The sequence below is a fragment of the Bradyrhizobium sp. LeoA1Lang genome (assembly GCF_055413685.1).
Genome location: NZ_JBVAPG010000121.1, coordinates 1 through 25,906 on the forward strand (window position 1 = coordinate 1; position 25,906 = coordinate 25,906).

Annotated in this window: 25 protein-coding genes; 12 read left to right on the forward strand and 13 right to left on the reverse strand. The window is 63.0% G+C overall.

All coding sequences use genetic code 11. From position 1 onward, the window contains the following. Positions 1 to 300: 300 nt before the first annotated feature. Genes ACZYOF_RS31060 through ACZYOF_RS31070 form a run of 3 tightly spaced genes read right to left on the reverse strand, consistent with a single transcriptional unit; the run spans position 301 to position 3,090 of the window. On the reverse strand, positions 301 to 888 hold the full coding sequence (locus ACZYOF_RS31060; protein WP_463718140.1) for a Smr/MutS family protein: 588 nt from the start codon (positions 886 to 888) through the stop codon (positions 301 to 303). Continuing rightward, positions 885 to 2,468 (reverse strand): murein transglycosylase A, encoded by a 1,584-nt coding sequence (mltA, locus tag ACZYOF_RS31065; RefSeq protein WP_463718141.1) that lies wholly within the window; start codon positions 2,466 to 2,468, stop codon positions 885 to 887. Before mltA ends, ACZYOF_RS31060 begins: the two co-directional genes overlap by 4 nt. Then, on the reverse strand, positions 2,392 to 3,090 hold the full coding sequence (locus tag ACZYOF_RS31070) for a Tim44/TimA family putative adaptor protein (RefSeq protein WP_463718142.1): 699 nt from the start codon (positions 3,088 to 3,090) through the stop codon (positions 2,392 to 2,394). Before ACZYOF_RS31070 ends, mltA begins: the two co-directional genes overlap by 77 nt. Before the next feature lie 417 nt (positions 3,091 to 3,507). Between ACZYOF_RS31070 and secB the strand changes: the two genes are divergently transcribed. Further along, positions 3,508 to 4,002: a protein-export chaperone SecB gene (secB, locus tag ACZYOF_RS31075; RefSeq protein ID WP_463718143.1), complete on the forward strand. Its 495-nt coding sequence runs from the start codon at positions 3,508 to 3,510 to the stop codon at positions 4,000 to 4,002. 11 nt (positions 4,003 to 4,013) lie between these two features. Here secB and dnaQ read toward each other — a convergent pair whose 3' ends face one another. From dnaQ to ACZYOF_RS31095, 4 genes are read right to left on the reverse strand one after another with little or no spacing between them, the layout of a single operon-like run. Then, complete coding sequence (gene dnaQ / locus ACZYOF_RS31080; protein WP_463718144.1) at positions 4,014 to 4,724, reverse strand: DNA polymerase III subunit epsilon; 711 nt, start codon at positions 4,722 to 4,724, stop codon at positions 4,014 to 4,016. A 31-nt stretch (positions 4,725 to 4,755) separates the two neighbouring features. Next, a complete protein-coding gene (gene coaE / locus ACZYOF_RS31085; protein WP_463718145.1) occupies positions 4,756 to 5,355 on the reverse strand; it encodes a dephospho-CoA kinase in 600 nt (199 codons plus the stop codon). Positions 5,356 to 5,380: 25 nt separating this feature from the next. Next, positions 5,381 to 5,989 carry a Maf family protein gene (locus ACZYOF_RS31090; RefSeq protein ID WP_463718146.1) on the reverse strand — a complete coding sequence of 203 codons (609 nt, stop codon included), beginning with the start codon at positions 5,987 to 5,989 and terminating at the stop codon, positions 5,381 to 5,383. A 10-nt stretch (positions 5,990 to 5,999) separates the two neighbouring features. Further along, the gene (locus tag ACZYOF_RS31095; protein ID WP_130581417.1) at positions 6,000 to 6,845 is read right to left on the reverse strand and encodes a pyruvate, water dikinase regulatory protein; all 846 of its coding nucleotides are present in this window, start codon (positions 6,843 to 6,845) and stop codon (positions 6,000 to 6,002) included. A gap of 459 nt (positions 6,846 to 7,304) precedes the next feature. On the opposite strand from ACZYOF_RS31095, the gene hemJ reads away from it, so the two are divergent. After that, positions 7,305 to 7,727, forward strand: coding sequence for a protoporphyrinogen oxidase HemJ (hemJ, locus tag ACZYOF_RS31100; RefSeq protein ID WP_463718156.1), 423 nt, complete (start codon positions 7,305 to 7,307; stop codon positions 7,725 to 7,727). Between the two features lie 259 nt (positions 7,728 to 7,986). Then, on the forward strand, positions 7,987 to 9,252 hold the full coding sequence (rho, locus tag ACZYOF_RS31105) for a transcription termination factor Rho (RefSeq protein WP_463718147.1): 1,266 nt from the start codon (positions 7,987 to 7,989) through the stop codon (positions 9,250 to 9,252). A 100-nt stretch (positions 9,253 to 9,352) separates the two neighbouring features. On the opposite strand, the gene ACZYOF_RS31110 is transcribed toward rho, so the two are convergent. After that, a complete protein-coding gene (locus ACZYOF_RS31110) occupies positions 9,353 to 9,667 on the reverse strand; it encodes a hypothetical protein (RefSeq protein ID WP_463718148.1) in 315 nt (104 codons plus the stop codon). Here ACZYOF_RS31110 and mnmE point away from each other — a divergent pair. The 5 genes from mnmE to ACZYOF_RS31135 all read left to right on the forward strand — a co-directional run bounded on the left by mnmE (position 9,549) and on the right by ACZYOF_RS31135 (position 15,678). Then, positions 9,549 to 10,883: a tRNA uridine-5-carboxymethylaminomethyl(34) synthesis GTPase MnmE gene (mnmE, locus tag ACZYOF_RS31115; protein ID WP_463718149.1), complete on the forward strand. Its 1,335-nt coding sequence runs from the start codon at positions 9,549 to 9,551 to the stop codon at positions 10,881 to 10,883. The two genes, ACZYOF_RS31110 and mnmE, sit on opposite strands and share 119 nt — an antisense overlap. Before the next feature lie 185 nt (positions 10,884 to 11,068). Next, on the forward strand, positions 11,069 to 12,952 hold the full coding sequence (gene mnmG, locus ACZYOF_RS31120; protein WP_463718150.1) for a tRNA uridine-5-carboxymethylaminomethyl(34) synthesis enzyme MnmG: 1,884 nt from the start codon (positions 11,069 to 11,071) through the stop codon (positions 12,950 to 12,952). A 151-nt stretch (positions 12,953 to 13,103) separates the two neighbouring features. Continuing rightward, positions 13,104 to 13,769 carry a 16S rRNA (guanine(527)-N(7))-methyltransferase RsmG gene (rsmG, locus tag ACZYOF_RS31125; protein WP_463702399.1) on the forward strand — a complete coding sequence of 222 codons (666 nt, stop codon included), beginning with the start codon at positions 13,104 to 13,106 and terminating at the stop codon, positions 13,767 to 13,769. A gap of 31 nt (positions 13,770 to 13,800) precedes the next feature. Further along, positions 13,801 to 14,652, forward strand: a complete 852-nt coding sequence (locus ACZYOF_RS31130) for a ParA family protein (RefSeq protein ID WP_130581419.1) — start codon at positions 13,801 to 13,803, stop codon at positions 14,650 to 14,652. A gap of 144 nt (positions 14,653 to 14,796) precedes the next feature. Continuing rightward, positions 14,797 to 15,678 (forward strand): ParB/RepB/Spo0J family partition protein, encoded by an 882-nt coding sequence (locus ACZYOF_RS31135; protein ID WP_165421339.1) that lies wholly within the window; start codon positions 14,797 to 14,799, stop codon positions 15,676 to 15,678. A 126-nt stretch (positions 15,679 to 15,804) separates the two neighbouring features. Here the strand turns inward: ACZYOF_RS31135 and holA are convergent, their stop codons facing one another. The 3 genes from holA to leuS are packed head-to-tail and all read right to left on the reverse strand — an operon-like array spanning position 15,805 to position 20,005. Beyond that, positions 15,805 to 16,833, reverse strand: coding sequence for a DNA polymerase III subunit delta (gene holA / locus ACZYOF_RS31140; protein ID WP_463718151.1), 1,029 nt, complete (start codon positions 16,831 to 16,833; stop codon positions 15,805 to 15,807). 6 nt (positions 16,834 to 16,839) lie between these two features. Further along, entirely contained in the window at positions 16,840 to 17,394 is a 555-nt protein-coding gene (lptE, locus tag ACZYOF_RS31145) for an LPS assembly lipoprotein LptE (protein WP_282531429.1), read from the reverse strand. Further along, complete coding sequence (leuS, locus tag ACZYOF_RS31150; protein ID WP_463718152.1) at positions 17,381 to 20,005, reverse strand: leucine--tRNA ligase; 2,625 nt, start codon at positions 20,003 to 20,005, stop codon at positions 17,381 to 17,383. The genes lptE and leuS overlap by 14 nt, the downstream gene beginning before the upstream one ends. A gap of 874 nt (positions 20,006 to 20,879) precedes the next feature. Here leuS and ACZYOF_RS31155 point away from each other — a divergent pair. Further along, positions 20,880 to 21,023, forward strand: a complete 144-nt coding sequence (locus tag ACZYOF_RS31155; RefSeq protein WP_463718153.1) for a hypothetical protein — start codon at positions 20,880 to 20,882, stop codon at positions 21,021 to 21,023. Positions 21,024 to 21,082: 59 nt separating this feature from the next. Here the strand turns inward: ACZYOF_RS31155 and ACZYOF_RS31160 are convergent, their stop codons facing one another. Beyond that, on the reverse strand, positions 21,083 to 22,780 hold the full coding sequence (locus ACZYOF_RS31160; RefSeq protein ID WP_282531008.1) for a diguanylate cyclase domain-containing protein: 1,698 nt from the start codon (positions 22,778 to 22,780) through the stop codon (positions 21,083 to 21,085). A gap of 105 nt (positions 22,781 to 22,885) precedes the next feature. Between ACZYOF_RS31160 and ACZYOF_RS31165 the strand changes: the two genes are divergently transcribed. Beyond that, positions 22,886 to 23,575, forward strand: a complete 690-nt coding sequence (locus ACZYOF_RS31165; RefSeq protein WP_463718157.1) for a YggS family pyridoxal phosphate-dependent enzyme — start codon at positions 22,886 to 22,888, stop codon at positions 23,573 to 23,575. Positions 23,576 to 23,740: 165 nt separating this feature from the next. On the opposite strand, the gene ACZYOF_RS31170 is transcribed toward ACZYOF_RS31165, so the two are convergent. Beyond that, the gene (locus ACZYOF_RS31170) at positions 23,741 to 24,310 is read right to left on the reverse strand and encodes a L,D-transpeptidase family protein (protein WP_463718154.1); all 570 of its coding nucleotides are present in this window, start codon (positions 24,308 to 24,310) and stop codon (positions 23,741 to 23,743) included. A gap of 217 nt (positions 24,311 to 24,527) precedes the next feature. On the opposite strand from ACZYOF_RS31170, the gene ACZYOF_RS31175 reads away from it, so the two are divergent. Both ACZYOF_RS31175 and ACZYOF_RS31180 read left to right on the forward strand, forming a co-directional pair. Beyond that, positions 24,528 to 25,214 (forward strand): response regulator transcription factor, encoded by a 687-nt coding sequence (locus tag ACZYOF_RS31175; RefSeq protein WP_027582830.1) that lies wholly within the window; start codon positions 24,528 to 24,530, stop codon positions 25,212 to 25,214. Between the two features lie 41 nt (positions 25,215 to 25,255). Next, the gene (locus tag ACZYOF_RS31180; RefSeq protein ID WP_463718155.1) at positions 25,256 to 25,696 is read left to right on the forward strand and encodes a cyclic nucleotide-binding domain-containing protein; all 441 of its coding nucleotides are present in this window, start codon (positions 25,256 to 25,258) and stop codon (positions 25,694 to 25,696) included. The last annotated feature ends 210 nt before the right edge of the window (positions 25,697 to 25,906 follow it).

Genomic DNA, 25,906 nt, shown 5'->3' on the forward strand with positions numbered 1-25,906 from the left:
TACCAGGTTGCGGGGCTGCTGCGCAGCAGCCCCGCAACCTGGCCCTAACCCATCAACCCGCCCTGCCGCCTCAAGCGCCGGGCTCCTGTCCCTGATTATCCTGTCTCACTACAGGGGTGCAGTTCACGATCCGCGGCGGAAACTGTCCCGGGTTGCGCTTCGCTTCACCCGGGCTACGGATTGTAGCACTAAAGCGCGATGAGATGAGGATGAGATGAGGATGAATCATCATCGCGCTTTAGGTTATTGTTTGAGCATGATCTTTTCGGAAAACCGCTTCACACTTTTCCGGATCATGCTCTAAATCCTCGCGCGCCGCACCCGCACATAAAGCGCGCCCTCGCCGCCGTGGCCGATATGGGCTTCCTCGAAGCCGACGACGAGCGCGCGGAATTCGGGCAGGCTCAGCCATTGCGGCACCTGGCGGCGCAAGACGCCGCGCTCGGCATCAGCGCCCCCGGCTTTACCCTTGCCGGTGATGACGAGCACGAAAGTCAGCCCGTTACTATGCGCACGCTGCAGGAACGTAAGCAGCACGCGGTGCGCGCGTGTCTGCGTCATGCCATGAAGATCGAGCCGGGCGTCGATCTCCTTCTTCCCGCGCGACAGTTGCGCGCGCTCGCGGCGGCCGAGCGGCGCCAGCGGTGGCGGCGTCTGCGGACGCGGTGCGGGCGCTGACTTCGCCGGGATCGGCTTTGCCGGGGCAACCGGCTTCACGATGGCCTTCATCTCCGCTTCAAGCACGGCGTGCGCCTTCGCAACGGGATGGCGTTTGCGCAGTGGCTTGACCTGCTTTGCGACGCTTTCCCACAGCGCACGCTCTTCTTCGCTGAGCGCGCGCCTTCGCCGCGGCGGCGCGGGATCTGCAATCGGAACCGGACGCTTCATCTGTAGTAGCGGTAATGGCGGAAATGCCGATGGCGCCGCGGCTCATTCTCCGCCTTGATACCGGGCCGCGGCTCCGGCATCGGGACCGGCTTTGCGACGCCTGCGGCTTGCGCGCCCGATGCAGCGGACGCATCCACGGGCTTCGCCGCGCTCTTTTCCTTCGAATCGGTTTGCGGAAACAGCTTTGCGATCTTTTCCGACGGCCGCTCATCCGGTACCGGCATCTTGCGTCCGCGCGCGACGGGATCGAGGCTGCTCGGCACCAGCATCACGAAGCGCATACTGTGCCTTAGCCGGCCCGAAACTTTTCCGGCATCGGCTCCGGCGCCGAAATAAAGGTCTGCGCGGGCTGGGCCAACGATCGCCGAGCCGGTATCCTGCGCGATCATCAGACGGCGAAACGGCGTCTTCGATTGCTCTGACTCGATCGGCAATTCGCCCTCGATGAAGAACGGCGTGCCATAGACGTGTAGCGCCTTATCGACCGCGATCGAACGGCCCGGCGTCAACGGCACACCCTGCGCGCCGACCGCCTCGTCCTTGTCGGAGAGCTGCACCTCGCGGAAGAATACATAGGAGCGGTTCTGCCGGCGCAATTCCTTGGCGCCATCCGGGTTCTGCGCCATCCAGTCCCTGATCTTCTGCATCGACATCTGTTCTTTCGGGACGATGCCGCGGTCGATCAGGATGCGGCCGACCGGCGTGTAGGGATAGCCGTTGTGGGCATCATAATTGATGCGCAATGTCGAGCCGTCCTCGAAGCGCACCCGCGCGGAGCCCTGGATCTGGGCGAACAACAGATCGGTCTGCTCCTTGAGCCAGCAGATCTCGAGGCCGCGGCCGGCAATCGCGCCGTCTTCGATCTCGGCGCGATCATAATACGGCACGAGCTTGCGGCGGCCGATCTTGCGGAACACTTGGCCCTTGTTCGGCAGGCCGCTCGAGCTCTGCTTGGCGCCGCGGACGAACAGGTTCGACGGCCGGCGGTAGACCGGCACGTTGTAGACATCAGTCTGCGTCCGCGACCCATCCAGCACGGGCTCGTAATAGCCGGTGACAAAACCCTCGCCCTCGCCGAGCCGCGAGATGCGCAAGGGAAGGAAATGCTCCTCGAAGAAGGCTTTCGCCTTGGCCTCGTCGGTGAGCTCCAGCCCCTTGGCGATGCGGCAGGGATCGCGCAACGAGGTGCCGAGCGCCTTCGATTCCGAAGGCAGGCCGTGCTCGGCGGCGATCGGCCGGCAGCTCGCGCGAAACGCCTTGTAGGCCGCAAGGTGATCGTCATCGCTCCAGCCCGGCATGTCGATCCAGGCCAGCGGTTCATACTGGCTGCCGCTGATCTGCAGCGGCAACTCCAGGTGCGGATAGGGGAGGTGACGACTATGCTGGACGGCCGAGTGTCTGGTCGCCTTCGCTGGCGACTTGGGGCGCGCCTCTAGCGCAGCCGTCGAGCATAGAACAGCGATTGCGCAGCACGCGGCCGTGAGACGCGCAAGGCGAAGCCGATCAGTGGGCGCTTCCAGTGCCAACCAGTTTCCAGTTCGGATCGCGCGACGCCGTATCGCGGGCGAAAGTCCAGACATCGGTGATATCGGCGACCTTTTCCGGGTTGCCGTCGACGATGGTACCGGCCTTGTCGCGGGTGACGGAAATCATCTGCGACACGAACCGAACCGTGACCTGCGCCGAACGATCGCGTGCTTCCGCGCCGACGAGCTCGGCCTTGTCGATCGAGACGAAGCGGGTTTCGGTCTTCTGCTCATGCTTTTCGCGATCCTTGATCGCGGCATCGAAGCTGTCATAGACCTCGCTCGACAACAGGTCGCGCAACGCGCGGCGGTCGCCATTGGCAAAGGCCAGCACGATCATCTCGTAGGCGCTCCGCGCACCCGAGATGAAATGGCGCGGATCGAAAGAGGAGTCCTGGGCGACAATGGCGTCCAGCCCCTGCGCCAGCGCCGTGCCGGGTTCCGCAATTCCCTTCCAGCGATCGGAAGGCGGCGTCACTTCCTTGCTCGGCAGCGGGGGCGGCTGGTCGATCACCGAGCCCGGCATCGGGACGACATTATTCTCCCGCTGCAGAACATTCGGGGCCGCACGGTCATAGGGGGGCCGCTCGCTGCCGGTGCGCTGTCCGAGGACACTGCGCAGGCGCAGGAAAATGAAGACGGCCAGCGCCAGGAAAATGATGGTGTAGATATCCACGTCGTGTTCGCTTTCTGATCTGCACCGGCAACGGTCCGCCCCCAGCGGGCGTTCCGTTCAGGGAACGGCGGAGATTACCTCGCCAATTGAGTCCGCAGCATGTAGGCACGAAACTCCGATCGGCCAATGGCGCGTTTTGGCGCGGCCATTGTAGCGCGTTTTGACGGCGAGGGGAAATCCGATGATGCCTGGAAATCACGCATCTTCAAATGTTTAGGGAGCAAATGGTGCCGCCTTACAGCCGCGATTGACGATCCCGGCGGTAAATCGGCGAAGGTTTGGCCATCAAGGACTGTCGCCTTGTGGAGCAGTGTGGGGCTATGATAGCCACTCGCCCGGCACCAGCATTTCCAAAATCTTAACTGCGGCTTCGGACGTCAGACCGTCTCCGATCGCCAGTGCTCAGGAGAGCTTCCCATGACCAACGGCAACGGCGCACCCCCCGAGCAGGCCCCGCCTCAGCTCAACGTGCTGGCGCAGTACACCAAGGACCTGTCGTTCGAGAACCCGAACGCGCCGGCCTCGCTCGGGCCGCAGCAGCAGCAACCGGCGATCAACATCCAGATCAATGTTTCGGCCCAGAACCTCGCCGAGAGCGAATATGAGGTGACGCTTTCGGTCGAAGGCAAGGCCGAAAGTGCCGGCAAGGTGATGTTCAGCTTCGACCTGCAGTATGCCGGCGTATTCCGGATCGTGAACGTGCCGCAGGAGAATCTGCACCCGCTGGTGATGATCGAGTGCCCGCGGCTGTTGTTCCCGTTCGCGCGCGAGATCATCGCCACCGCCGTACGCGATGGCGGCTTCCCGCCCTTGATGCTGGATCCCGTCGATTTCGTCGGCCTGTACCGCCAGAACATGGAGCGGCAGGCAGCGACACAAGCCGCCCCGGCGGCCGGCGTGAAACCGAGCTGATCTTAAGGAATTTACGCGGCGGCTTCGGCCGCCGCCGGCAGGTAATCGTTCCAGATCGGCTTGTCGCCGAGGGTCGCGATGAAGGCGCGGTGTGCCTCGCGCTCCGCCTCCGTCACCCGCGGCGCCAGCGGAATCTCGCGCTGCCGCCGCGGCATATCGCCATGGCCGATCTGGGTGATCGCGGCTTCCGAGGCCAGGATCAGCTGCGACTGCCGCGCCCCGATCAGGTCGACATAAACCTCCGCCAAGAGCTCGGCATCGAGCAGCGCGCCGTGCTTGGTGCGGCGGGAATTATCGATCGAATAGCGCGAGCAGAGATCGTCGAGCCGGTTCGACACGCCCGGATGTTTCCGGCGCGCCAGGAGCAGGGTGTCGACCAGCCGGTCCTTGGCGATCACCGGCCGCTTGATTCGATCGAGTTCGGCATTGATGAAGCTGATATCGAACGAGGCGTTGTGGATCACCAGCGGGGTGTCAGCGATGAACGCCAGGAATTCGTCGACCACTTCGGTGAACACCGGCTTGCTGGCCAAGAATTCGGTCGAGAGGCCGTGAACGGCAAAGGCCTCCGCCGGCATGTCCCGCTCGGGATTGATGTAGACGTGGTAGACTTGGCCGGTCGGCATGCGGTTGAAGATCTCGATGCAACCGATCTCGACCAGCCGATCGCCGCGCAAGGGATCAAGGCCGGTGGTTTCGGTATCGAGAACGATTTCGCGCATGGACTTCCAGGACTGAAGAATACTGGGCGAATCAGATTCGCCGCTTCGGCATCTTAACGACCTCAGCCAGAATGTCCTTGATTTGCGCGCGCACGGGTTCAAGGCCGTGTGAGGTATCCACCACGAAATCCGCCCGCTTGCGTTTCTCGGCATCGGGCAGTTGTCGCGCCAGGATCGCATCGAGTTTTTCGTCGTCCATCGTGCCCCGCGCCAGCACGCGCTCGCGCTGTATTTCCGGCGAGGTCGTCACGACGACCACCGCATCGACCCGTTTCTCGCCGCCGGTCTCGAACAGCAACGGCACGTCGACAACGACCACAGGAGAGCCGGAGGCTTCCGCATCCGCAAAGAATCTTTGCCGGGAGGCGCCGAGCATCGGGTGGACGATCTGCTCCAACTGCTTCATCGCCGCGGGATCATGGACCACGCGCGCGGAAAGCTTTGCGCGATCCACCTTGCCATCAGCGGTGGTGCCCGGAAAGGCGGCTTCGATCGCCGGCGCCGCTTCGCCTTCGTAGAGTTTGTGCACGGTCGCGTCGGCGTCATAGACAGGGACGCCCGCTTCCGCGAACAGTTTCCCGGTGGTGGATTTCCCCATCCCGATCGAGCCGGTCAGTCCCAGGATCAGCATTTTTCAGTCATCACTCGGAAACATGTCAGATTGCCAGCAAATTCTCGCTGCGCAGGAAGGCCAGCAACGACAATAGCGGCAGGCCGAGGATGGTGAAATGGTCGCCGTCGATGCGCTCGAACAGGTGGACCCCGAGGCCTTCGAGCTGATAGGCGCCAACGCTGGTGGTCACGGCCTCGCCGGCCTGGCCCAGATAGGCGTTGATCCCGTCCTCGCGAAGCGGGCGCATCGACATGCGCGCCACGCTGGTGTCGGCAAACAGTATTTTACCGTCTTGGGCGACGGCAACGGCGGAATGCAATTCGTGAACCCGACCCGCGAGCGCACGCAATTGTTCGGCCGCCTGATCGCGGCCGGCAGGTTTACTGAACAATCGATCGCCGAGCGCCAGCGTCTGGTCGGCGCCGACGACGAATCGTCCCGGCCGCTGCAAGGAAACAAACAAGGCCTTTTCGCGCGCCAGCAGCGACGCAATTTCCGCCGGCGCCGAAAGGCCTGAATTTTCCTGGATCGCCCGTTCGTCGATATCCGCCGGCAGCGCCTCGAACGCGATTCCCGCATTGGCCAGCAGCATTTTTCGCGCACGGCTCTGGGAGGCAAGAATCAGCGGATATTTTCCGCGCCAGATCGTCATGGTCGCCGAATCACTCCGGCGGCCACGGCCGCTGCCGCTGGCGGTCGTTATAGAGCTTCATCACCGCTGCGGCGGTCTCCTCAATCGAGCGTCGCGTGACGTCCAGCAGCGCCCAGTTGAATTTTGCGCTCAGACGGCGCGCGAACGCGACTTCATCGGCGACCGCCTGCCTGTCGATATATTCGTCGTTGCCGGAAGCAGCGCCCATGCTCAAGAGCCGGTTTTGCCGGACCTGGATCAGGCGCTCCGGCGTCGCATGGAGGCTGACCACCAGCGGTTTCTTGAGGTGCTCCAGTTGATGCGGCAGCGGAATGCCGGGCACGAGTGGGACATTCGCGGTGCGGATGCCGCGGTTGGCGAGATAGATTGACGTCGGCGTTTTCGAGGTGCGGGATACCCCGACCAGGACGACATCCGCCTCCTCCAGACCTTCGACGTGCTGGCCGTCGTCATGCATCATCGTGTAGTTCAGCGCATCGATGCGCTTGAAATATTCCGCGTTCAGCACGTGCTGCGCGCCGACACGACCTGAGGTCGCCGCACCCAGATACGCCTCGAACAACTGCATCACCGGGCCAATGATCGACAGGCTCGGAACATTGATCTCCCTGCATTTGGCTTCCAGCCGGCTGACGAGATCTTTCTCGAGCAGCGTGAACAACACGATCCCGGGCGATTCCTCGATTTCATCGAGCACGCGGTCGAGCTGCTTCTGGCTGCGCACCAGGGGATAGACGTGTTCGACCGGCGAGACATTGGCGTATTGCGCGGCCACCGCGCGCGCCACTGTGATCAGCGTCTCGCCGGTTGAGTCCGACACCAGATGCAGGTGAAAGTAATTGCCTGATGTGGGCACCAAAACCTCTGTCTATCCTGTGAATCCCTGTGGAGGTTGCCTACAACTATTCAGCCGAGAGCGCCGCCTTAGGGATATCTAAACCTTTTCTTCACAGCGCCTCCTGCGAGGACAAGTCCGCCGTGCCGGTGGGATGATAGTGAGAATATGTGAATTTGTCTCTTGATAAGCTGGCCAAGGAACACTGCAAGCGCTTGAGGCACCGGACGATATTTCGCTGCGCGACGATAGGGGCGGAATTGTTGAGCGGTGTGAACAAGCGCTCGAGAACGGCGGGATCGCGTTGCGTGAGTCAAATCCACGGCCACTTAGACTCAAACCTAAGATTCTAAAATTTATTAGTTTTAAGAGAGCGGTGCTTGCGGATATGTATCGGTAACCTCGCTGGCAGGCCTTCTCAGAGAACGATGAGACTGTCCGAGATGTTCCAGGAGCACAGCGATCACGATGCAAGGGTGGATCTACGAGTGGATCAAGGCGCTGCACATCATTGCGGTCATCTCCTGGATGGCCGGCATGCTCTATCTGCCACGGCTGTTCGTCTATCATTGCGAGGCGGAGAAAGGCTCGAAGCAGTCCGAGACCTTCAAGGTGATGGAACGCCGCCTTCTGAGGGCGATCATCAATCCGGCGATGATCATCACCTGGCTCACGGGCCTCTATCTGGCCTGGGCTGGTCACTGGTTCAGCTCCGGCTGGCTCCACGGCAAGCTTCTGCTGGTGCTCGTGCTTTCTGGTGTCCACGGATTTTTTGCCCGCTGGATGAAGGATTTTGCTGCCGACCGGAATACCCGAAGCCAGAAATTCTATCGGATTATCAATGAGGTGCCGACGGTCCTGATGATCGGCATCGTGATCCTGGTGGTGGTCAAGCCGTTCTAGGCAGGCTCATTGCCCACGAATCAGGCTTCAGTCCTTCTTGCGGAGCGCAAACCGATTTTCTATATTTGTCTCAATCCCACCCCACGCAGGCGGATGTGATCGCGTTCCGGTTCCATCAACGGGCCGGCCGCCACATCAGGTTTGAAGCCCCACCGGCGCTTTCCTTGCTTAGACCTGCGGACCTTCATTTTTGCGTCCGCTTTTTCTCAAAGCCACCTCGCAAGACTCTTCTCAAAAAATGCTCCACAGGACCACCCCCATGCGGGAAATCAAACTTCAAGACCTCAAGTCCAAGACGCCGGCCGAGCTTGTCTCGTTTGCCGAGGAAAATGGGGTCGAAAACGCCAGCACCATGCGCAAGCAGGAGCTGATGTTCGCCATCCTCAAACAACTCGCGATTCAGGAAACCGACATTATCGGTGAAGGCGTCGTCGAGGTCTTGTCCGATGGCTTCGGCTTCCTTCGTTCGCCCGATGCCAATTATCTGCCGGGCCCTGACGACATCTACGTTTCGCCCTCACAGATCCGCCGGTTCGGCCTGCGCACGGGCGATACGATCGAAGGCCACATCCGCAGCCCGAAAGAGGGTGAGCGCTATTTTGCACTGCTGAAGGTCAATTCGCTCAATTTCGAGGACCCTGAGAAGTCCAGGCACAAGGTCAATTTCGACAACCTGACGCCGCTGTTTCCCAATCAGCGGTTTCGGATGGAAATCGATGACCCGACGCGAAAAGACCTTTCTGCAAGGGTGATCGACATCGTTGCGCCGATCGGCAAGGGCCAGCGCGCCTTGATCGTGGCGCCGCCGCGCACGGGTAAGACCGTGCTGATGCAGAACATCGCGCATTCGATCACGCACAATCATCCCGAATGCTATCTGATCGTGCTTCTGATCGACGAGCGTCCGGAAGAAGTCACCGACATGCAGCGCTCGGTGAAGGGTGAGGTGGTGTCCTCGACTTTCGACGAGCCAGCCGTGCGTCACGTCCAGGTGGCCGAAATGGTGATCGAGAAGGCCAAGCGCCTGGTCGAACATGGCCGCGACGTGGTCATCCTGCTCGACTCGATTACGCGCCTGGGTCGTGCCTACAACACGGTGGTGCCGTCATCCGGCAAGGTGCTGACCGGCGGTGTCGACGCCAACGCCCTGCAGCGGCCGAAGCGCTTCTTCGGTGCCGCCCGCAATATCGAGGAGGGCGGCTCGCTCACCATCATCGCCACCGCGCTGGTTGATACCGGAAGCCGCATGGACGAAGTGATCTTCGAAGAGTTCAAGGGCACCGGTAACTCCGAATTGATCCTCGACCGCAAGGTCTCGGACAAGCGGACCTTCCCGGCGATCGACATCTCGCGCTCCGGTACGCGCAAGGAAGAGCTGATCACCGATCCGCAGCTCCTGAAGAAGATGTACGTGCTGCGCCGGATCCTCAATCCGATGGGCACGATGGACGCCATCGACTTCCTGCTCGACAAGCTCCGGAACACCAAGAGCAACTCCGAGTTCTTCGATTCGATGAACACGTAAGCGGCGGCCAGCGGGCCGGGCTTATGTTGCGACGCAATAAACGCGCTTATGCTGTGTTACGGCTGCAGCATAAGCGCGTGTTTGTTTGCCCAAAATGCTGTCATCTAAGTACCTGACGAATCTTATATTTCTTCGACGCGCGGATCTGCTGATAGGTTCGCGGCGCGGATTTCGCAGCAGATTGCTGCACAATTGCTGCAGCAAGAAGCCCTTTTTGTTGCAATGCAGCAAAGGCGTGAACGATCAGGCACGCGAATTGTGCGTTGCTTTCCCGGCCTTTCGCTAACAAATACGCGATGCATCCGCGGGACCAGACCATCTTTGCGCTTTCCTCGGGGCAACCGCCAAGTGCGATCGCCATCGTCAGGGTGTCGGGGCCGCAAGCCGGTCCGGCATTGGTGAAATTGGCCGGCAAGATTCCATCGGCGCGGATGGCGACCAGAGCGCTGCTGCAGGATGCGGCTGGCCAACCGATCGACGATGCGGTGGTTCTCTGGTTTCCCACGCCCGCCAGCGCCACGGGCGAGGACGTCGCCGAATTTCATGTCCATGGTGGGCGGGCCGTGCTCGGCGCGCTGTTCAATGCGCTCGCTGGCGTTGATGGCGTTCGGCCCGCCGAGGCCGGCGAATTCACCCGCCGCGCATTCGAGAACGGCAAGCTCGATCTGACCGAGGCCGAGGGCCTCGACGACCTTATTCATGCCGACACCGACCGGCAGCGCCGCCAGGCGCTGCGCCAGTTGAAGGGCCTGCTCGGCGATCGTGCACGTGACTGGCGCGCTGAGATCATCGAGGCGTCGGCGCTGATCGAGGCCGGTATCGATTTCTCCGACGAGGGCGATGTCCCGGCGGAATTGATCGCGCCGGCGCTTAAGAAGGTCAAAGGGCTGCTGAGCGAAATTCAGCAGGTGTTGGCGCCCCAGGCGCAGAGCGAACGACTCCGCGATGGCCTGGTGGTCGCAATCGCGGGCCTCCCGAATGTCGGCAAGTCGACCCTGATCAACCAGCTTGCGCGGCGCGACGTCGCGATTGTCTCGCCGCACGCCGGCACCACCCGCGACGTCATTGAAGTGCAACTCGATCTCGACGGCTATCCGGTGACGGTGATCGACACAGCCGGGATCCGCGAGACTGACGATCCGGTCGAGCAGGAAGGGGTGCGCCGCGCCCGTGCCCGCGCCGAGGAGGCCGACCTGGTATTGTGGCTCACCGACCGGATGAGCGCGGCGATTTCACATGAAGGATCGGTGCCGGTCTGGCTGGTGCGTAACAAGATCGATCTGGATGCTTCGACCTCCGGACTGTCGGGATCTGGATCTGCGTCCGCCTCCTTCAGGATCTCGGCTCGGAATGGGGACGGCATTCCGGAACTGATCACAGCCCTCGTTGGCTTTGCGCACGACTATTTCGGATCGGGTGAAGGCGGTCTGATTACCCGGACGCGTCAGCGCAAGCTCTTGCAGGAGACGGCCGACTCGTTGCGTCGGGCGATCGACGTGGTCGGGGCGGGCGAAGAACTGGCCGCGGAGGAGCTGCGGGCGGCCGCCTATAGCCTTGGACGGCTTCTCGGCCGTGTGGACGTTGAGGATATCCTCGACGTGATCTTTCGAGAGTTCTGCGTCGGGAAGTAGGCCGCTGGATCAGTAGGCCCCTGAGTCAGTGAAAAGGGCGGGTCGCTGTTTCACGTGAAACAGCCGGCGGGGCTCACATGGGACCGTGAGCCAAGACTCGCACCTTGTTTCACGTGAAACAGCGCCAGATCAGATCGTTGAAACTTGTCTTTCGACTTTCACCGCTCCGCGCTAGAAGTTCGCGCATGTCTACCCAATCGCTTTCATTCGACGTCATCGTCATCGGTGGCGGCCATACCGGCTGCGAGGCCGCCAGCGCGGCCGCCCGGATGGGCGCGAAGACGGCTCTGGTGACGCACCGTTTTTCGACCATTGGCGCGATGTCCTGCAATCCCGCGATTGGGGGCCTCGGCAAGGGCCATCTGGTCCGCGAAGTTGACGCGTTGGACGGTCTGATGGGTCGGGTCGCTGATGCCGGCGGCATTCAGTTTCGGATGCTGAACCGTCGCAAGGGCCCTGCCGTCCGCGGGCCTCGTGCTCAGGCAGACCGGAAGCTCTATGCCGCTGCCATGCAGGCCGCGATCCTCGAAACCGCCAACCTGAGCGTGGTGGAGGGTGAGGCGGATGATCTTCTGACCTCCAACGGGCGCATCAGCGGAGTCATTCTGGGAGATGGACGGGTCCTGTCTGCCGCCGCCGTCGTGATCACGACCGGCACCTTCCTGCGCGGGCTGATCCATCTCGGCGAGAAGAATTGGCCGGCTGGCCGCGTCGGCGAGGCACCGGCCATGGGGCTTTCGGCCTCGTTCGAGCGCCTGGGCTTTACGCTTGGCCGTTTGAAGACGGGGACGCCACCGCGCCTGGATGGCACCACGATCGACTGGTCTGCGGTCGAGATGCAGCCCGGCGATGATCCGCCTGAGCCGTTCTCCATCATGACGGACCGGATCACCACGCCGCAGATCCAGTGCGGGATCACCCGCACCACACCCAGCACGCATGAGGTGATCCGGGCCAATGTGCACCGATCACCGATGTATTCCGGGCAGATCAAGAGCACCGGGCCGCGCTATTGCCCCTCGATCGAGGACAAGATCGTCCGCTTCGGGGATCGCGACGGCCATCAGATCTTTCTGGAGCCCGAAGGCCTCGACGACAACACCGTTTACCCCAACGGTATCTCGACCTCGCTCCCGGAGGAGGTCCAGCGGGCGATCCTTGCCTCCATTCCGGGCCTCGAGCGGGTCAGGATGGTCCGGCCGGGCTATGCGATCGAATACGACCATGTCGATCCGCGCGAGCTCGAGCCCACGCTCGAAACCAAGCGATTGCCGGGCCTGTTCCTGGCCGGCCAGATCAACGGCACGACCGGATATGAGGAAGCCGCGGGGCAGGGGATTGTCGCAGGCTTGAACGCGGCACTCTCTGCCGGTGGCACCGATCCGATCGTTTTCGATCGCGCCGATGGCTATCTAGGTGTGATGATCGATGACCTTGTGACGCGCGGGATCACCGAGCCCTACCGGATGTTCACTTCGCGGGCCGAATACCGGCTGACACTGCGGGCCGACAATGCCGACCAACGGCTGACGGACAAGGGCATTGCGTTGGGGTGTGTCGGCCAGGCTCGTTCCAAGCGGCATGCCGCGAAGATGGCTGCGTTGAATGCTGCCAAGGCATTGGCCAAGTCGCTCTCGGTCACGCCGAACGAGGCCACGAAGCACGGGCTGGCGCTGAACCGCGATGGCGTCCGTCGCTCCGCCTTTGAACTGCTCTCCTACCCCGAAGTGGAGTGGTCGACGCTCCGCGGCATCTGGCCGGAGCTGTCGGCCATTGATCCATCGATTGCCCTCCACCTGGAGATCGACGCGAAATACGATGTCTATCTCAAGCGCCAGATCGCCGATGTCGACGCTTTCCGCCGCGACGAGGGACTTGTCTTGACCGGCGTCGACTATGATGACGTACCCGGCCTCTCCAATGAGGCGCGCGCCAAGCTGAAGGCTGCGCGGCCGCGGACCGTCGGTCAGGCAGGACGGATCGACGGAATGACCCCGGCGGCGCTGGGCATCCTGGCCGCCTATCTGCGCCGTGAGGCACGGCGGAAGATGGCGAAGGCGACGGCGTAGGCGTTTCACGTGAAACAGGCGCGGTCCTCCAACGCCGTCGTCATTGCGAGCGCAGCGAAGCAATCCACATCTTCCCTCGCGGATCGAATCAGTGGATTGCTTCGCTTTGCTCGCAATGATGGCTTGCTTCCAGACTGGCACTCCCGAACCGATGATCAAAGCACCGCCGAATACAGCACAACGGAGCGCGGTTGCCGATAAGACGGCGGCACTCACCCTCACCCCCGTTTCACGTGAAACGGAAGCCCGCCTCGATCGCTACGTCGCGCTTCTCCTGGAGTGGCAGGCCAAGACCAATCTCGTCGCGCCATCGACGCTGCCCGAACTCTGGACCCGTCACATCGCTGATTCGCTGCAATTGCTTGACCTCGCTCCAACGGCCAAGGTCTGGGTCGACCTCGGCAGCGGGGGCGGCTTTCCCGGTGTTGTGCTCGCCTGCGCGCGCGCACATACGCCTGGCACCTCCGTCCATCTGGTTGAGCGCAACGCCAAGAAAGCGGCCTTTCTTCGCGAAGCGTTGCGCGTGACTGATGCGCCGGGGACGGTGCATCTGGCTGACATCGGGGATATTGTGGAAAGAATCAGCGGGCCCATCGATTGCGTGACCGCGCGGGCGCTGGCTCCGCTACATCAGCTCATCGGCTTCGCGGAACCGCTTGTGCGAAAGGGTGCAAAAGCGCTGTTTCTCAAGGGCCAAGATGTAGAGGCTGAATTGACCGAAGCCACTAAATATTGGACAATTAAGCCGCAACTTCATCCCAGCCGAACCGGCGGGCACGGCTGGATTGTCGAGCTCGACTCCATTGGGCGACGTTGAGCTTCACGCAGGTGATCAGCAGGGCAACGATATGACCGTAATTGATGAGGTTTATCAAGAGGATAGGCCGCCACAACCAGCCGGCCATCCGCGCATTTTGTCGCTCGCCAACCAAAAAGGGGGCGTCGGTAAGACAACCACAGCGATCAATCTTGGGACTGCACTCGCGGCCATCGGCGAGCGGGTCCTGGTTGTCGATCTCGACCCGCAGGGCAATGCATCGACCGGGCTCGGCATCGACCGGCGCAATCGGGGCTGCTCGACCTATGACGTTCTGATCGGCGAGGCACCGCTGCGCGAGGCGGTTGTGGCGACCGCGGTGCCGCGACTTCACATCGCTCCTTCCACCATGGATCTCTCCGGTCTCGAGCTCGAACTTGGCACGACGCCGGGCCGCGCGTTCCGTCTGCGCGACGCGATCGCCGGGCTCAACAACAACACCTCGCCGGATGCCGACTACACCTATGTGCTGATCGATTGCCCGCCGTCGCTCAACCTGCTGACCGTGAATGCGATGGCGGCGTCGGACGCGATCCTGGTGCCGCTGCAGTGCGAGTTCTTCGCGCTCGAAGGTTTGTCGCAGCTCTTGCAGACGGTCGAGCAGGTGCGCTCGACGCTCAATCCGAACCTGTCGATCCACGGCATCGTGCTGACGATGTTCGATTCCCGCAACAACCTGTCGAACCAGGTCGTTGCCGACGTCCGGCAGTTCATGGGCAGCAAGGTCTACAACACCATGATCCCGCGCAACGTGCGCATCTCCGAAGCGCCGTCCTACGGCAAGCCGGTGCTGGTCTACGACCTCAAATGCGTCGGCAGCGAAGCCTACCTCAAGCTCGCCACCGAAGTGATCCAGCGCGAACGCGAGTTGCGCGCGGATTGACGAGGGTAGGGTGGGCAAAGGCGTCTTCGCCGTGCCCGCCATCTTCCTCCACGCCGCCTGGTGGGCACGCTTCGCCTTGCCCACCCTACGATCCAAGATTCTGTTTTCGGAGTTTGCTACGTGAATCCAAGGGAGCTGGCGACAATGGCCGACGAAGCGCGTTCGCGACTGGGCCGTGGGCTTGCAAGTCTGATCGGAGACGTCGGCGGTGAGGCCGCGCATGTCGAGCGGCCGCGCACGCAGCGCAAGGTGCCGATCGAATTCCTCAAGGCCAATCCGCGCAATCCGCGCCGCAGTTTTGCCGATGCCGAGCTCCGTGAGCTCGCCGATTCGATCAAGCAGCGAGGCGTGATCCAGCCGATCGTGGTGCGGCCGGTCAAGGGCGCGCAGGACCGCTACGAGATCATCGCCGGCGAGCGGCGCTGGCGCGCCTCCCAGCTCGCCGGCCTGCATGAGGTCCCGATCGTCCCGATCGAGGTCAGCGATAGCGACGCGCTCGAGATGATGATCATCGAGAACGTGCAGCGCGAAGACCTCAACCCGATGGAAGAGGCGCAGGGCTATCACGCGCTCGCCAACGAGTTCAAACGCAGCCAGGAAGATATCGCGCGGGACGTCGGCAAGAGCCGCAGCCATGTCGCCAACATGATGCGGCTGACCAAGCTGCCCGCCGAGGTGCAGGCCTTCATCGCGAGCGGCGAGTTGACGGCAGGGCATGCACGCGCGCTGATCGGCGTGCCCGATCCTGTCAGCGCCGCCAAGCGCATCGTCGCGGAAGGCCTCAACGTGCGCCAGGCCGAAGCGCTGGCGCATGACGAGGGCGTGCCGGTGCGCAAGCCGCAGAAGGCGCGCGCCGGCGCCGGCAAGGAGAAGGACCCCGACACGCTCGCGCTGGAGAAGCGCGTCTCCGATGCGCTGGGCTTGACCGTCAGCGTCAACCATCGCGACCCCGGCGGCACCGTGCAGATCAGCTACCGCAGCCTCGAGCAGCTCGACGAGGTGATGCGCCGGCTCGAGGGCGGTTAGTTTAGCCACGCTCGTCCCGCCTCGTCATTGCGAGGAGCGATAGCGACGAAGCAATCCATGCTGCCGCAAGTAGCGAGATGGATTGCTTCGCTTCGCTCGCAATGACGCCTTGGGGTGCGTCGTGTCTCATCCCCGCCGCCGCGCATTCGCGGCGATCGAGAGCAGGGCGCGTTGCGCGATTACGGCGGCGAGCGCATTCTGCTTGCGCATGTCGAGCGCCGCGGTGCCGAGCTGCTCGATGATGCCGACCAGCCGCTGCGGGCTGAGATTGCGGAGTGCGATTTCGACCGCGCCTTTCCGCGAGAAATGCAATCGCGGAAATCCGCCCTCCAGCACCGACGAGGCCGGCGCACCATCGGCAATCGCCAGCGCTGATTTGTGCAGCCAGGCCGCCTGGCGCTGCGCGGCTGCGATGATGACGCCGGGATAGGTGCCGGCGACCATCGCTTTCGCGAACTCGGTCTCGACTGCCGCGGCATTGCCGGCGAAGGCACTGTCCACGATCGGATCGAGCTTCAGCTCGGATGCGTCGGAGACCACCGTCATCACATCCTCGAGCGTGACCTCGCCTTTGCCATGGGCGTAGAGCGTGAGCTTGCGCACTTCGTTGCGAGAGGCCTGGCGGTCGCCGCCGAGCAGCGACATCAGCACCGCGCGGGCGTCGGACGCGATGCGCAGGCCGGAGGCCCGCAGTTCGTCGTCGATCAGCTTGGCGAGATCGCGCTCGGTGTCGGGATAGCAGCCGATCGCCACCGCATTCTTGGCGCGCTCGCAGATCTTGCGCAGCGGCGAGTCCGGCCTGATATCGCCGGCCTCGATCACGATGCGGCAATCCTTCACCGGCGAATCGGCGAGCGTCTCGACGCCGCTGGCAAAATTGCGCGAGCCGGCGCGGACGCGGATCGCGCGCCGCCCGCCGAACAGCGGCACCGTCATCGCTTCATCGACCAATCGCGAAGGCTCGGCGGCGAGGTCGTCGCCGTCGAGGCGGACCAGGGAGAACGGATCGTTGGGGTCATCGACTGCGGAAGCGATCAGCGCATCGGCGCGCTCGCGCACGAGGCCGGCGTCGGGGCCGTAGAGCAGGATGATCGGTCGGCCTGGATCGGGCCGGGCGAGGAAGGCGTCGATCTCTTTTCCGCGGAGCGCGACCAACGGCGATCAGGTCCCGGCGGTGAAGAAGGACGCCAGCCGGGTATTGATGTTGTCCGCGATCTCCTGCGCGGCGCGATCTTCGGCGTCGCGCAAGGCGCGCGTGCGGGTGAAGCGCTGGTAGGAGCCCGGCATGTCGTAGGACACCCGCGAGAAGGTGGAGCCCGTCATCACCGACTTGTTGGAGGCGATATCGACCAGATTGTATTGCGCGTCGATGCCGAAATTCTCGCCGGTCGGCAGCGCGGTGTTCGGATCGATCATCAGCGAGGAGCGGCTGGTCGTGAACCGGATCACCAGTCGATGGGTCGGCGGCATGCCGGTGGCGTTGCCATAGAGCTTGAACGCCAGCGCATTGCGGACTTCCACGCCGATGCGGGCCTCGCGGGACGCGTTCGGCTTGTCGCTGATCGGCGGGAGCTCGACGCCCATCAGCTTCTCGCGCAACGCCGGCGTGCCGTCGGTATGCTCGGCATACATCGGCTGGAAACAGCCTGCCGTCACCGCGGCCAAAGCGGCCACCGCGACGAGCCGGAGAGCGATCCGGATCCTAGCCGACGACATTCACGATCCTCATGGGCACCACGATTATCTTGCGGACGGGCTTGCCGCCCAAGGCGGCTTTTACCGCATCAAGCGCCAGAACGGCAGCCTCGATCTCAGGATTTTCCGCCGCCCGTGGCACGGTAACATCACCCCGCTTCTTGCCATTGACCTGCACGACCAGGGTCACGCTGTCTTCAACCAGCAAATCGCGTTCGATTTGGGGCCAGGACGCCTCCGAAATCAGCCCTTCCTGGCCCAAAACCTGCCAGCATTCCTCGGCGAGGTGCGGCATCATGGGCGCGAACAGTTGAACGAGGATGACCGCGGCTTCCCGAACCGCCCAGGCGACGTCGGGGGCAGGCTTGCCGCCCTTGGCCAGGGTCTCGGCGAGTGCATTGGTGAATTCCCGGATATGGGCGAGGCAGACATTGAAATGCAGCCGCTCGATCCCGGAGGACACCTTGTCCAGCGCGCCATGGGCCGCCTTGCACAAGGTGGTCGCCTCGAGCTCGAATGACGCCGGCCGGGCCGCCGGCGCGGCCTTCGCGATCTCGGCGGATTCATTCACCAGCCGCCACAGCCGCTGCACGAAGCGCGCCGCGCCCTGCACGCGCTCGTCGCTCCAGATCACGTCGCGGTCCGGCGGGGAGTCCGACAGCATGAACCAGCGTGCGACGTCGGCGCCGTAGGTCGCGATGATGTCGTCGGGGTCGACCGTGTTCTTCTTCGACTTCGACATCTTCTCGATCGGGCCGATCGTGACCTCCTCGCCGGTGTCGATCGTGGTGGCGCGCCGGTCGCTGTCGATGACCTCGATCTTCACGTCCGCCGGCATCACAAAGGTGCCGTCGGCCTTCTGGTAGGTCTCGTGCACCACCATGCCCTGCGTGAACATGCCGGCGAACGGCTCATCCATCGCGATGTGGCCGGTCGCCTTCATCGCGCGGGTGAAGAAGCGGCTGTAGAGCAGATGCAGGATCGCGTGCTCGACGCCACCGATATACTGATCGACCGGCATCATCCGGTTGGCGACTGCCGGCGTGGTCGGCGATGTCTCGTTCCAGGGATCGGTGAAGCGCGCGAAGTACCAGGACGAATCCACGAAGGTGTCCATGGTATCGGTCTCGCGGCTAGCGGGTCCGCCGCATTGCGGGCAGGTGACATGCTTCCAGGTCGGATGGTGGTCGAGCGCATTGCCCGGCTTGTCGAAGGTCGCATCCTCCGGCAGCGTCACCGGCAGCGCGCTGTCGGGCACGAGCACGACGTCGCATTTGGGGCAGTGGATGATCGGGATCGGGCAGCCCCAATAGCGCTGGCGCGAAATGCCCCAGTCGCGCAGGCGGAAATTCACCTGGCGCTCGCCGACGGGCGCGTTGCCACGGAGTTCGCTCTCCAAGCGCTTCGCAACTTCTTCCTTCGCCTGCTCGATGGTCATGCCGTCGAGGAAGCGCGAATTGATCATGCGGCCGTCGCCGTCATAGGCGGTGTCCGTGATCACGAACGTCTTCGGATCCTGCCCCTCCGGACAGACAACAGGCGTGTTGCCGAGGTCGTATTTGTTGACGAAGTCGAGGTCGCGCTGGTCGTGCGCCGGGCAGCCGAAGATGGCGCCGGTGCCGTATTCCATCAGCACGAAGTTCGCGACATAGACCGGCAATTTCCAGTTCGGATCGAACGGATGGATCGCCCGGATGCCGGTGTCAAAGCCCTGCTTCTCGGCGGTGTCGATGACCTCCTGCGCGGTGCCGATCCGTTTGACCTCAGTGATGAACTCGGCAAGTTTCGGATCTTTCGCGGCCGCAGCCTGCGCCAGCGGATGGTCCGCCGAGATCGCCATGAACTTGGCGCCGAACAACGTGTCCGGCCGCGTCGTGAAAATCTTCAATTCGCGCTCGCCGTCCGGCGTGGTTGTGCGATCCAGCGCGAAGCGGATCAAGAGGCCCTCGGAGCGGCCGATCCAGTTGCGCTGCATCAGCCGCACCTTGTCGGGCCAGCGATCCAGCCCGTCGAGCGCGTCCAGCAGCTCCTGCGAATATTTCGTGATCTTGAAGACCCACTGATTCATCTCGCGCTGCTCGACGACCGCGCCGGAGCGCCAGCCGCGGCCGTCGATCACCTGCTCGTTGGCGAGCACGGTCATGTCGACCGGGTCCCAGTTGATCTTGCGCTTTTCGCGCTCGACGAGGCCGGCGCGCAGGAAGTCCAGGAACATCTTCTGCTGATGCTTGTAGTAGCTGGGGTCACAGGTCGCGAACTCGCGTGACCAGTCCAGCGACAGGCCGATCGAGCGAAGCTGCTTCTTCATCGCCGCGATGTTGTCGTAGGTCCACGCCTTCGGCGCCACCTTGCGCTCGATCGCCGCATTCTCCGCCGGCAGGCCGAATGCGTCCCAGCCCATCGGATGCAGCACGTTGAGGCCCTTGGCGCGCATGTAGCGGGCCAGCACGTCGCCGAGCGTGTAGTTCCGGACATGGCCGATATGAATGCGCCCGGACGGGTACGGGAACATCTCGAGCACATAGTATTTCGGCCGCGGATCGTCGTTTTTCGACGCAAAGATCGCCTTCTCGTCCCACTGGCGTTGCCAGCGCGGCTCGGATTCACGGGCGTTGTAACGTTCGGAGGTCATGAAACAGGGCTCTTAGGGGGCTTTTCGGCCGTTTAGAAGACGGCGGACTAGGCCATAGAATTGGCTGCGGGGTCAACGGGTTGGGGCACGCCGCGCGGCAAGGGCAGATAGGTCATGTGCGCCGCTCTACACGTCATTCTCGGTGTCGTCCCGGGCTTGACCCGGGACCCATAGCCACAGGTGCTCGTGATGCGAAAACTCGGGCCGCTTGCTCGCGCCACAACTCAGATCGGTGGTTATGGGTCCCGGGTCAAGCCCGGGACGACGTGGGGTTGGTTTCTGATTCAAATGTCAAACAGCTCCCCGCTGTCATCGTCCGCGAAGGCGGACGATCCAGTATTCCAGAGGCAGTCGTGCTTGAGCCGAGAAGCCGCCGGTTACTGGATGCCCCGCCTGCGCGGGGCATGACGGTGGAGTATGATAGCGGGATGTGCGCTCGCATTCTCGCGGCGCATTGCGTCCGAGCTTTGCGTCTCGTTTCACCCTCTTCTCGAACAGAGGGCGCAGGGAAAGCCGGGTGCCGGTTGCACCCATGGGTCCCGTGCAACAAAAAGCACGGGGGTAGGACCACAGGTTCAACCGAAGCATTCCGGCTTTCCCTGCGCGATGGTGTTACGGCTTACTTCGTGCTCTCCCCGGTGACCGGGCTTTCTTGCCACCGTCACCCGCGGCAGCTCTTGCTGCTCGCGAGCTTAGCGCCAGCGTCGGGGCGCCAGGACCACACGACTTCGCCGTCCGCGAATGCCACGCTCGTCAGTCGTGACACTCTCGTCCACCGCATCTCACCGCAACGTTCGTGACGATCGCGACCCGCCCCTCATTTGGGTGAGACGCGCGGATTAATAGTGCTGATTTGCCCGACGGCGGAAGCGGAATGTTTTTTGTGCGAGGGCTGGACGGGGCAAATCAGGTTGGAATCGCTGGTAAATTTTTCTCCGCCGTCATTCCGGGGCATCGCGAAGCGATGAGCCCGGAATCCATGTCTCCGCTCGCGCCGGTGGCGCAATGGATTCTCTGATGTGCAATTGCACATCATAGCTCGCGACTTCGTCGCGCCCCGGAATGACAGCAGCGAAGTTAGCTCGCCATCGCCATCTCAGCCGCGCTCCCCGAGCCCCGCACCAGGCCGTGCTCGACGACGGTGTTGCGGCCGAGATGTTTGGCGGCGTAGAGGGCGGCGTCGGCGGCTTCGATCAGGTCGCCGGGGCGGAGCGCCGGGCTTGGCTTGGTGCAGGCGACGCCGACGCTGGCGGTGACGATCTGGTGGCTGGAGGTTGCGTGCGGCAGGCGGAGATCCTGCACCGTGGCGCGCACGATCTCGCCGATCTCTTTTGCGCGTGTGGCACCGGTGTTCGGCAGCAGCAGGCAGAATTCCTCACCGCCATAGCGGCAGGCGAAGCCCAGCGTATCGGCGGCGATGCCAGAGAGCGTCTCGCCGAGCCTGGTCAGGCAGGCGTCGCCTTCGGGATGGCCGTAGGTGTCGTTGTAGAGCTTGAAATGATCGACATCGATCATCAGAAGCGACAGCTCGCAATCATATTGCTGCGCCTTCATCCACTCGAAATCGAGCCGGCTCTGCAAACCCCGGCGATTGGCGAGCCCCGAGAGCATGTCGATCGAGGCCATCACCGTCAGGCGATCGTTGGTCGCGACGAGATCGCGTTCGCGCTGGCTGAGCTGCGCGGCCATCGCATTGAAGGCGCGGGCCAGCGGCACGAACTCTGCCGGCAGCTTGTTCTTTGCGACGCGGACGGACCAGTCGCCCTCGCCGAAGCGCTTGGCCGTGCGGGTCATCACGTCGATCGGATGGATGATCAATTTCTCCGCGCCGACCAGCGCACCGAACAGCACAAGCAGGCAGACGAAGCCGAGCTGCAAATAGGCGGTGCGGATATCGCGATCGATCGCCGCCGTCACCTTGGCTTCATCGATGCTGACGATCAGCCGCGAGCGCGTGCCCGGAATGCGGGCAAAGCTGATCGTGCGGTTCGTGCCATCCGCCGCGGTGAAGGAAATCGAGCCGGAGGACTCACCGTAACTAAGCGCTTTATCGGCGATCGCGGACATCAGCGGCAGGGTGTCCAGCGAGCGGCCGATCATGCTTGCCTGATCCAGCGGTGCCGCGAGAACCGTACCGGCGCTGTCAACCAGGACGGAGGAAACGCCGGCACGTCCGCCGTAATTGCTCATGATCCTGGACATCCAGTCCAGATTGAGCGCGGCGAGAACCACCGAGTCGGTTTCACTGTTGATGGCGGCCACCGGGTAAGCGGCCATCACGACCGGCGTATCGGTGGGGCGGGCCGCGATGAAATCGCTCAAGACAAATTCCCGGCGCGCCCGGGCTTCGGTCACATAGGGCCGGTCGCTGAGATCGATGCCGACATAGGCGTTATTGGTCGAGCACTGGATCCGATTGTCGCTGCCGAGGAACATCAGGCTGCGGATCCAGGGCATGTTGGCGGGCACACTGGCGCGCAGGATCTCGCAGCTCTTGCCGATGCCGCCGGCGGAGGCGCGGATATAGGCGGCGGATTTCAGCACGGTCTCGACCGAGGAGATGACCTCGCGCTGGGCGTCGGCGCTGTGTGCTGCGAGCGCGGCGAATTCCTCGGCGGCGTGTGCGATCTGCTTGGCCCGCGAATCCTCCAGGGTGCGGACGCGGTCCAGCATCATGGGGGCCACCAGCAACAGCGCAAGCAGCGCCAGCCGCCCGCGGATACCCAGAAGATTCTTGAGTTTGGCGCGGTGGCGGTTGAAATTAATTTTAGACATCAATGTCCCCTAGCCCCACTGGTGAAAGTAGAACGAAGGGTTCAAGAAGGCTTTCCCGGATTTGGTAAAATTCGAGGGAACCCCCGCTACACGTTGGTAGATGACATGACACCGGAAAACACAGCGCCGCTAACCGCGCATTCACCAAACGGTCTCGCAGAGGTCGAGGAGGAAATCGCGCGCGCCTGCAAGGATGCGCGTCGCGATCGTGGCTCGGTGACGTTGATTGCGGTGTCGAAAACATTCAATGCGGATGCGATTTCGCCCGTCATCGCGGCCGGACAGCGCGTTTTCGGCGAGAATCGCGTGCAGGAAGCCAAGACGAAGTGGCCTTCCTTGATGCAAGCCCACCCCGGCATCGTGCTGCACCTGATCGGGCCGTTGCAATCCAACAAGGCGAAGGAGGCGGTGGCGCTGTTCGATGCCATCCATTCGGTGGACCGCCCCAGCATTTGCGAAGCGTTAGCCAAGGAAATCAAAAACCAGAACCGGCAGCCGCAATTGTTCATCCAGATCAATACCGGCGAGGAGCCGCAAAAAGCAGGCATTTCCCCGTCCGATGCCGACGCCTTCATCGCACGCTGCCGGGAGCATTACGGGCTTTCGATCTCGGGCCTGATGTGCATCCCGCCGTTCAACGACCCCCCTGCCCCGCACTTCGCGCTGACGGCCAAGATCGCCGCGCGCAATGGCCTGACAAATCTCTCGATGGGCATGAGCGCCGATTTCGCCACCGCGATCCAGATGGGCGCGACCCATGTGCGCGTGGGATCCGCGATATTTGGCGCGCGGTAAAGGATGGCGGCGCTCTCCACGTCGTCATTGCGAGCGAAGCGAAGCAATCCATTTCGCCACCTGCTGAGGCATGGATTGCTTCGGTCGCTTCGCTCCTCGCAATGACGTTGTGGAAGCCTGGTCGAGCCCAACTGATTCCCTTCCCCGCAGGGCAAAACCAGCCCTCTACCCGATCACGATTCTCGTCTGCGGGCTCATTCGCCGTAATAGCCGCAGCATCGAGGATTTGGTCATCGAGACGCAGCCGGCGGTCGGCGCGAAATTTGGACGGGCCAGATGCAGGAACACTGCGCTGCCGCGGCCCGCGATGCGCGGGGTGGCGTTGTGGTCGATTTCGATGATGAAGTCGTAGAGACGATCCTCGCGCGTCAGCCGGTCGCCGTTCTGCTCGCGGGTAAGCTGCACCGGTTGGTTGTAGTGGCGGTCCCGCGGGTCCTCGCACCAGGCGTCCTCGGGCCGAATGGGGCGGGTGGGCAGGAAGCTCGTCGGCCGCGGGAAGCGGTCCGCCCGCCACCACAATTGCCGGGGGTGAAAGACTCCTCGGGGGGTGCCGCCGTCGCCCTCGCGCTTATTGGCGAGGATGCCGCCCCGGCCGAGCGCAACCGGCACCGACCAGCCGTCGGCGGTCAGCCACCCCCGGCACGGGTTACCGGCGGCGGGTTGGACCCGGACCAGGGACAACGGCCGATCACGCGCGGTTGTCTCATAAGTGATTGAAAAATTGGAACTTCTCATATGAATCAAAAAGCTCGCGCCTTGCCTGCCCGGCCCCGATCGTTCTATCTGGCGGGATTACAGCACATTCATCCAATCGGATGCTGATTTGGGATAGACTGTGATCGGCTTGTGAATCGGTAATGAACGACTACCTACAAAGCGAGTCTCGCCATCAAGTCTCGGCCAAAGCGCTGTCCGCTTGTGTCCGCTGCCTGCCTCCAAGAGGATCGTTCCTATGGCCAATGCCCGCAAGATTTTGATCGTGGATGATGACACCGACCTGCGTGACACGCTGGTCGAGCAACTTTCCCTTCACGAGGAATTCGAAGCCTCCGCAGTCGACACCGGCGCCAAGGGCGCCAGCGCGGCCAAGACCAACTCTCCCGATCTGGTCCTGATGGATGTGGGCCTCCCCGATACCGATGGCCGCGAGGTGGTGCGGTCCTTGCGCAAAGGCGGCTTCAAGGCGCCGATCATCATGCTGACCGGCCATGACACCGATTCGGACACCATCCTCGGCCTCGAATCCGGCGCCAACGACTATGTGGCAAAGCCCTTCCGCTTCGCGGTGCTGCTGGCCCGGATTCGCGCGCAGCTCCGCCAGCACGAGGCGAGCGAAGACGCGGTGTTCTCCGTCGGTCCCTACAGCTTCCGGCCCGGCTCGAAGATGCTGACCGCCGCCAATGCGCGGAAAGTGCGGCTGACCGAGAAGGAGACCGCGATCCTGCGCTTCCTCTACCGCGCCGGCCAGATGCCGGTGTCGCGCGAGACGCTGCTGCAGGAAGTCTGGGGCTACAATTCGGGCGTCACCACCCATACGCTGGAAACGCATATTTACCGGCTCCGGCAGAAGATCGAGAAAGATGCCGCCAATCCCGAGATCCTGGTGACGGAAGCCGGTGGCTACAAACTGGTGCCGTGATACGATTCGCGACCGAATCGTATCCCCGGTCACCGGCCTGAATGTCGATCGAAGATGACGTAGCGCTGCTCGAACGCGTCTCCACCTTGCGTCTGCTGGGGGAAACTGCGTTGCGCATGCTTGCGATCGGCTCCGAACAGCGCAATTTCGAACGCGGCGACGTTATCTTCCATGCCGGCGACCAGGCGGATGCGGGCTATGTCGTACAGCGCGGCGCTTTCCGCGTGGAAGATGGCGGTGCCGAGATCATCGCCGGCCCCGGCGCGCTGATCGGCGAGCTCGCGCTGATCGTGCCGATGAAGCGGCCGTCGACCGCGACCGCGCTGGAGCGCGCCACCTGTATTCGAATCTCGCGCAGCCTGTTTCAACGCGTGCTGGAAAGCGATCCGGCCGCGGCGCGAAGGCTGCGCGACGAATTCGCCACCCGCACCAGCCAGCTCGCCAGCGATATCGTGGTCGCGGGCGGGAAGTTGAGTTCGTAGCTGCTCTCCGTCGTCCTCGCGAAAGCGAGGACCCATAACCACAGGCAGTTGTTGCGGCGGAAGCAAGCGGTTGCGGCGGAGCACACTACAAAGGCCTGTGGTTGATGGGGTGGACGGCCCCCTACGGCATCAGTTGTGCCAGAATGAGGTTGTCGAAATCTCAAACGAGGGAGCCGTCCGTGACGCAGATTATCCGCATTGGAATGGATA

Excerpts from the sequence above, each read along its gene's own strand:
- ACZYOF_RS31060 (WP_463718140.1), bottom strand. The coding sequence starts at position 888 with ATGAAGCGTCCGGTTCCGATTGCAGATCCCGCGCCGCCGCGGCGAAGG.
- mltA (WP_463718141.1), bottom strand. The coding sequence starts at position 2,468 with ATGTCTGGACTTTCGCCCGCGATACGGCGTCGCGCGATCCGAACTGGA.
- secB (WP_463718143.1), top strand. The coding sequence starts at position 3,508 with ATGACCAACGGCAACGGCGCACCCCCCGAGCAGGCCCCGCCTCAGCTC.
- dnaQ (WP_463718144.1), bottom strand. The coding sequence starts at position 4,724 with ATGCGCGAAATCGTTCTCGATACCGAAACCACCGGCCTTGATCCCTTG.
- coaE (WP_463718145.1), bottom strand. The coding sequence starts at position 5,355 with ATGCTGATCCTGGGACTGACCGGCTCGATCGGGATGGGGAAATCCACC.
- ACZYOF_RS31090 (WP_463718146.1), bottom strand. The coding sequence starts at position 5,989 with ATGACGATCTGGCGCGGAAAATATCCGCTGATTCTTGCCTCCCAGAGC.
- rho (WP_463718147.1), top strand. The coding sequence starts at position 7,987 with ATGCGGGAAATCAAACTTCAAGACCTCAAGTCCAAGACGCCGGCCGAG.
- mnmE (WP_463718149.1), top strand. The coding sequence starts at position 9,549 with ATGCATCCGCGGGACCAGACCATCTTTGCGCTTTCCTCGGGGCAACCG.
- mnmG (WP_463718150.1), top strand. The coding sequence starts at position 11,069 with ATGTCTACCCAATCGCTTTCATTCGACGTCATCGTCATCGGTGGCGGC.
- rsmG (WP_463702399.1), top strand. The coding sequence starts at position 13,104 with ATGATCAAAGCACCGCCGAATACAGCACAACGGAGCGCGGTTGCCGAT.
- ACZYOF_RS31130 (WP_130581419.1), top strand. The coding sequence starts at position 13,801 with ATGACCGTAATTGATGAGGTTTATCAAGAGGATAGGCCGCCACAACCA.
- ACZYOF_RS31135 (WP_165421339.1), top strand. The coding sequence starts at position 14,797 with ATGGCCGACGAAGCGCGTTCGCGACTGGGCCGTGGGCTTGCAAGTCTG.
- lptE (WP_282531429.1), bottom strand. The coding sequence starts at position 17,394 with ATGTCGTCGGCTAGGATCCGGATCGCTCTCCGGCTCGTCGCGGTGGCC.
- leuS (WP_463718152.1), bottom strand. The coding sequence starts at position 20,005 with ATGACCTCCGAACGTTACAACGCCCGTGAATCCGAGCCGCGCTGGCAA.
- ACZYOF_RS31155 (WP_463718153.1), top strand. The coding sequence starts at position 20,880 with ATGTTTTTTGTGCGAGGGCTGGACGGGGCAAATCAGGTTGGAATCGCT.
- ACZYOF_RS31160 (WP_282531008.1), bottom strand. The coding sequence starts at position 22,780 with ATGTCTAAAATTAATTTCAACCGCCACCGCGCCAAACTCAAGAATCTT.
- ACZYOF_RS31165 (WP_463718157.1), top strand. The coding sequence starts at position 22,886 with ATGACACCGGAAAACACAGCGCCGCTAACCGCGCATTCACCAAACGGT.
- ACZYOF_RS31170 (WP_463718154.1), bottom strand. The coding sequence starts at position 24,310 with ATGAGAAGTTCCAATTTTTCAATCACTTATGAGACAACCGCGCGTGAT.
- ACZYOF_RS31175 (WP_027582830.1), top strand. The coding sequence starts at position 24,528 with ATGGCCAATGCCCGCAAGATTTTGATCGTGGATGATGACACCGACCTG.
- ACZYOF_RS31180 (WP_463718155.1), top strand. The coding sequence starts at position 25,256 with ATGTCGATCGAAGATGACGTAGCGCTGCTCGAACGCGTCTCCACCTTG.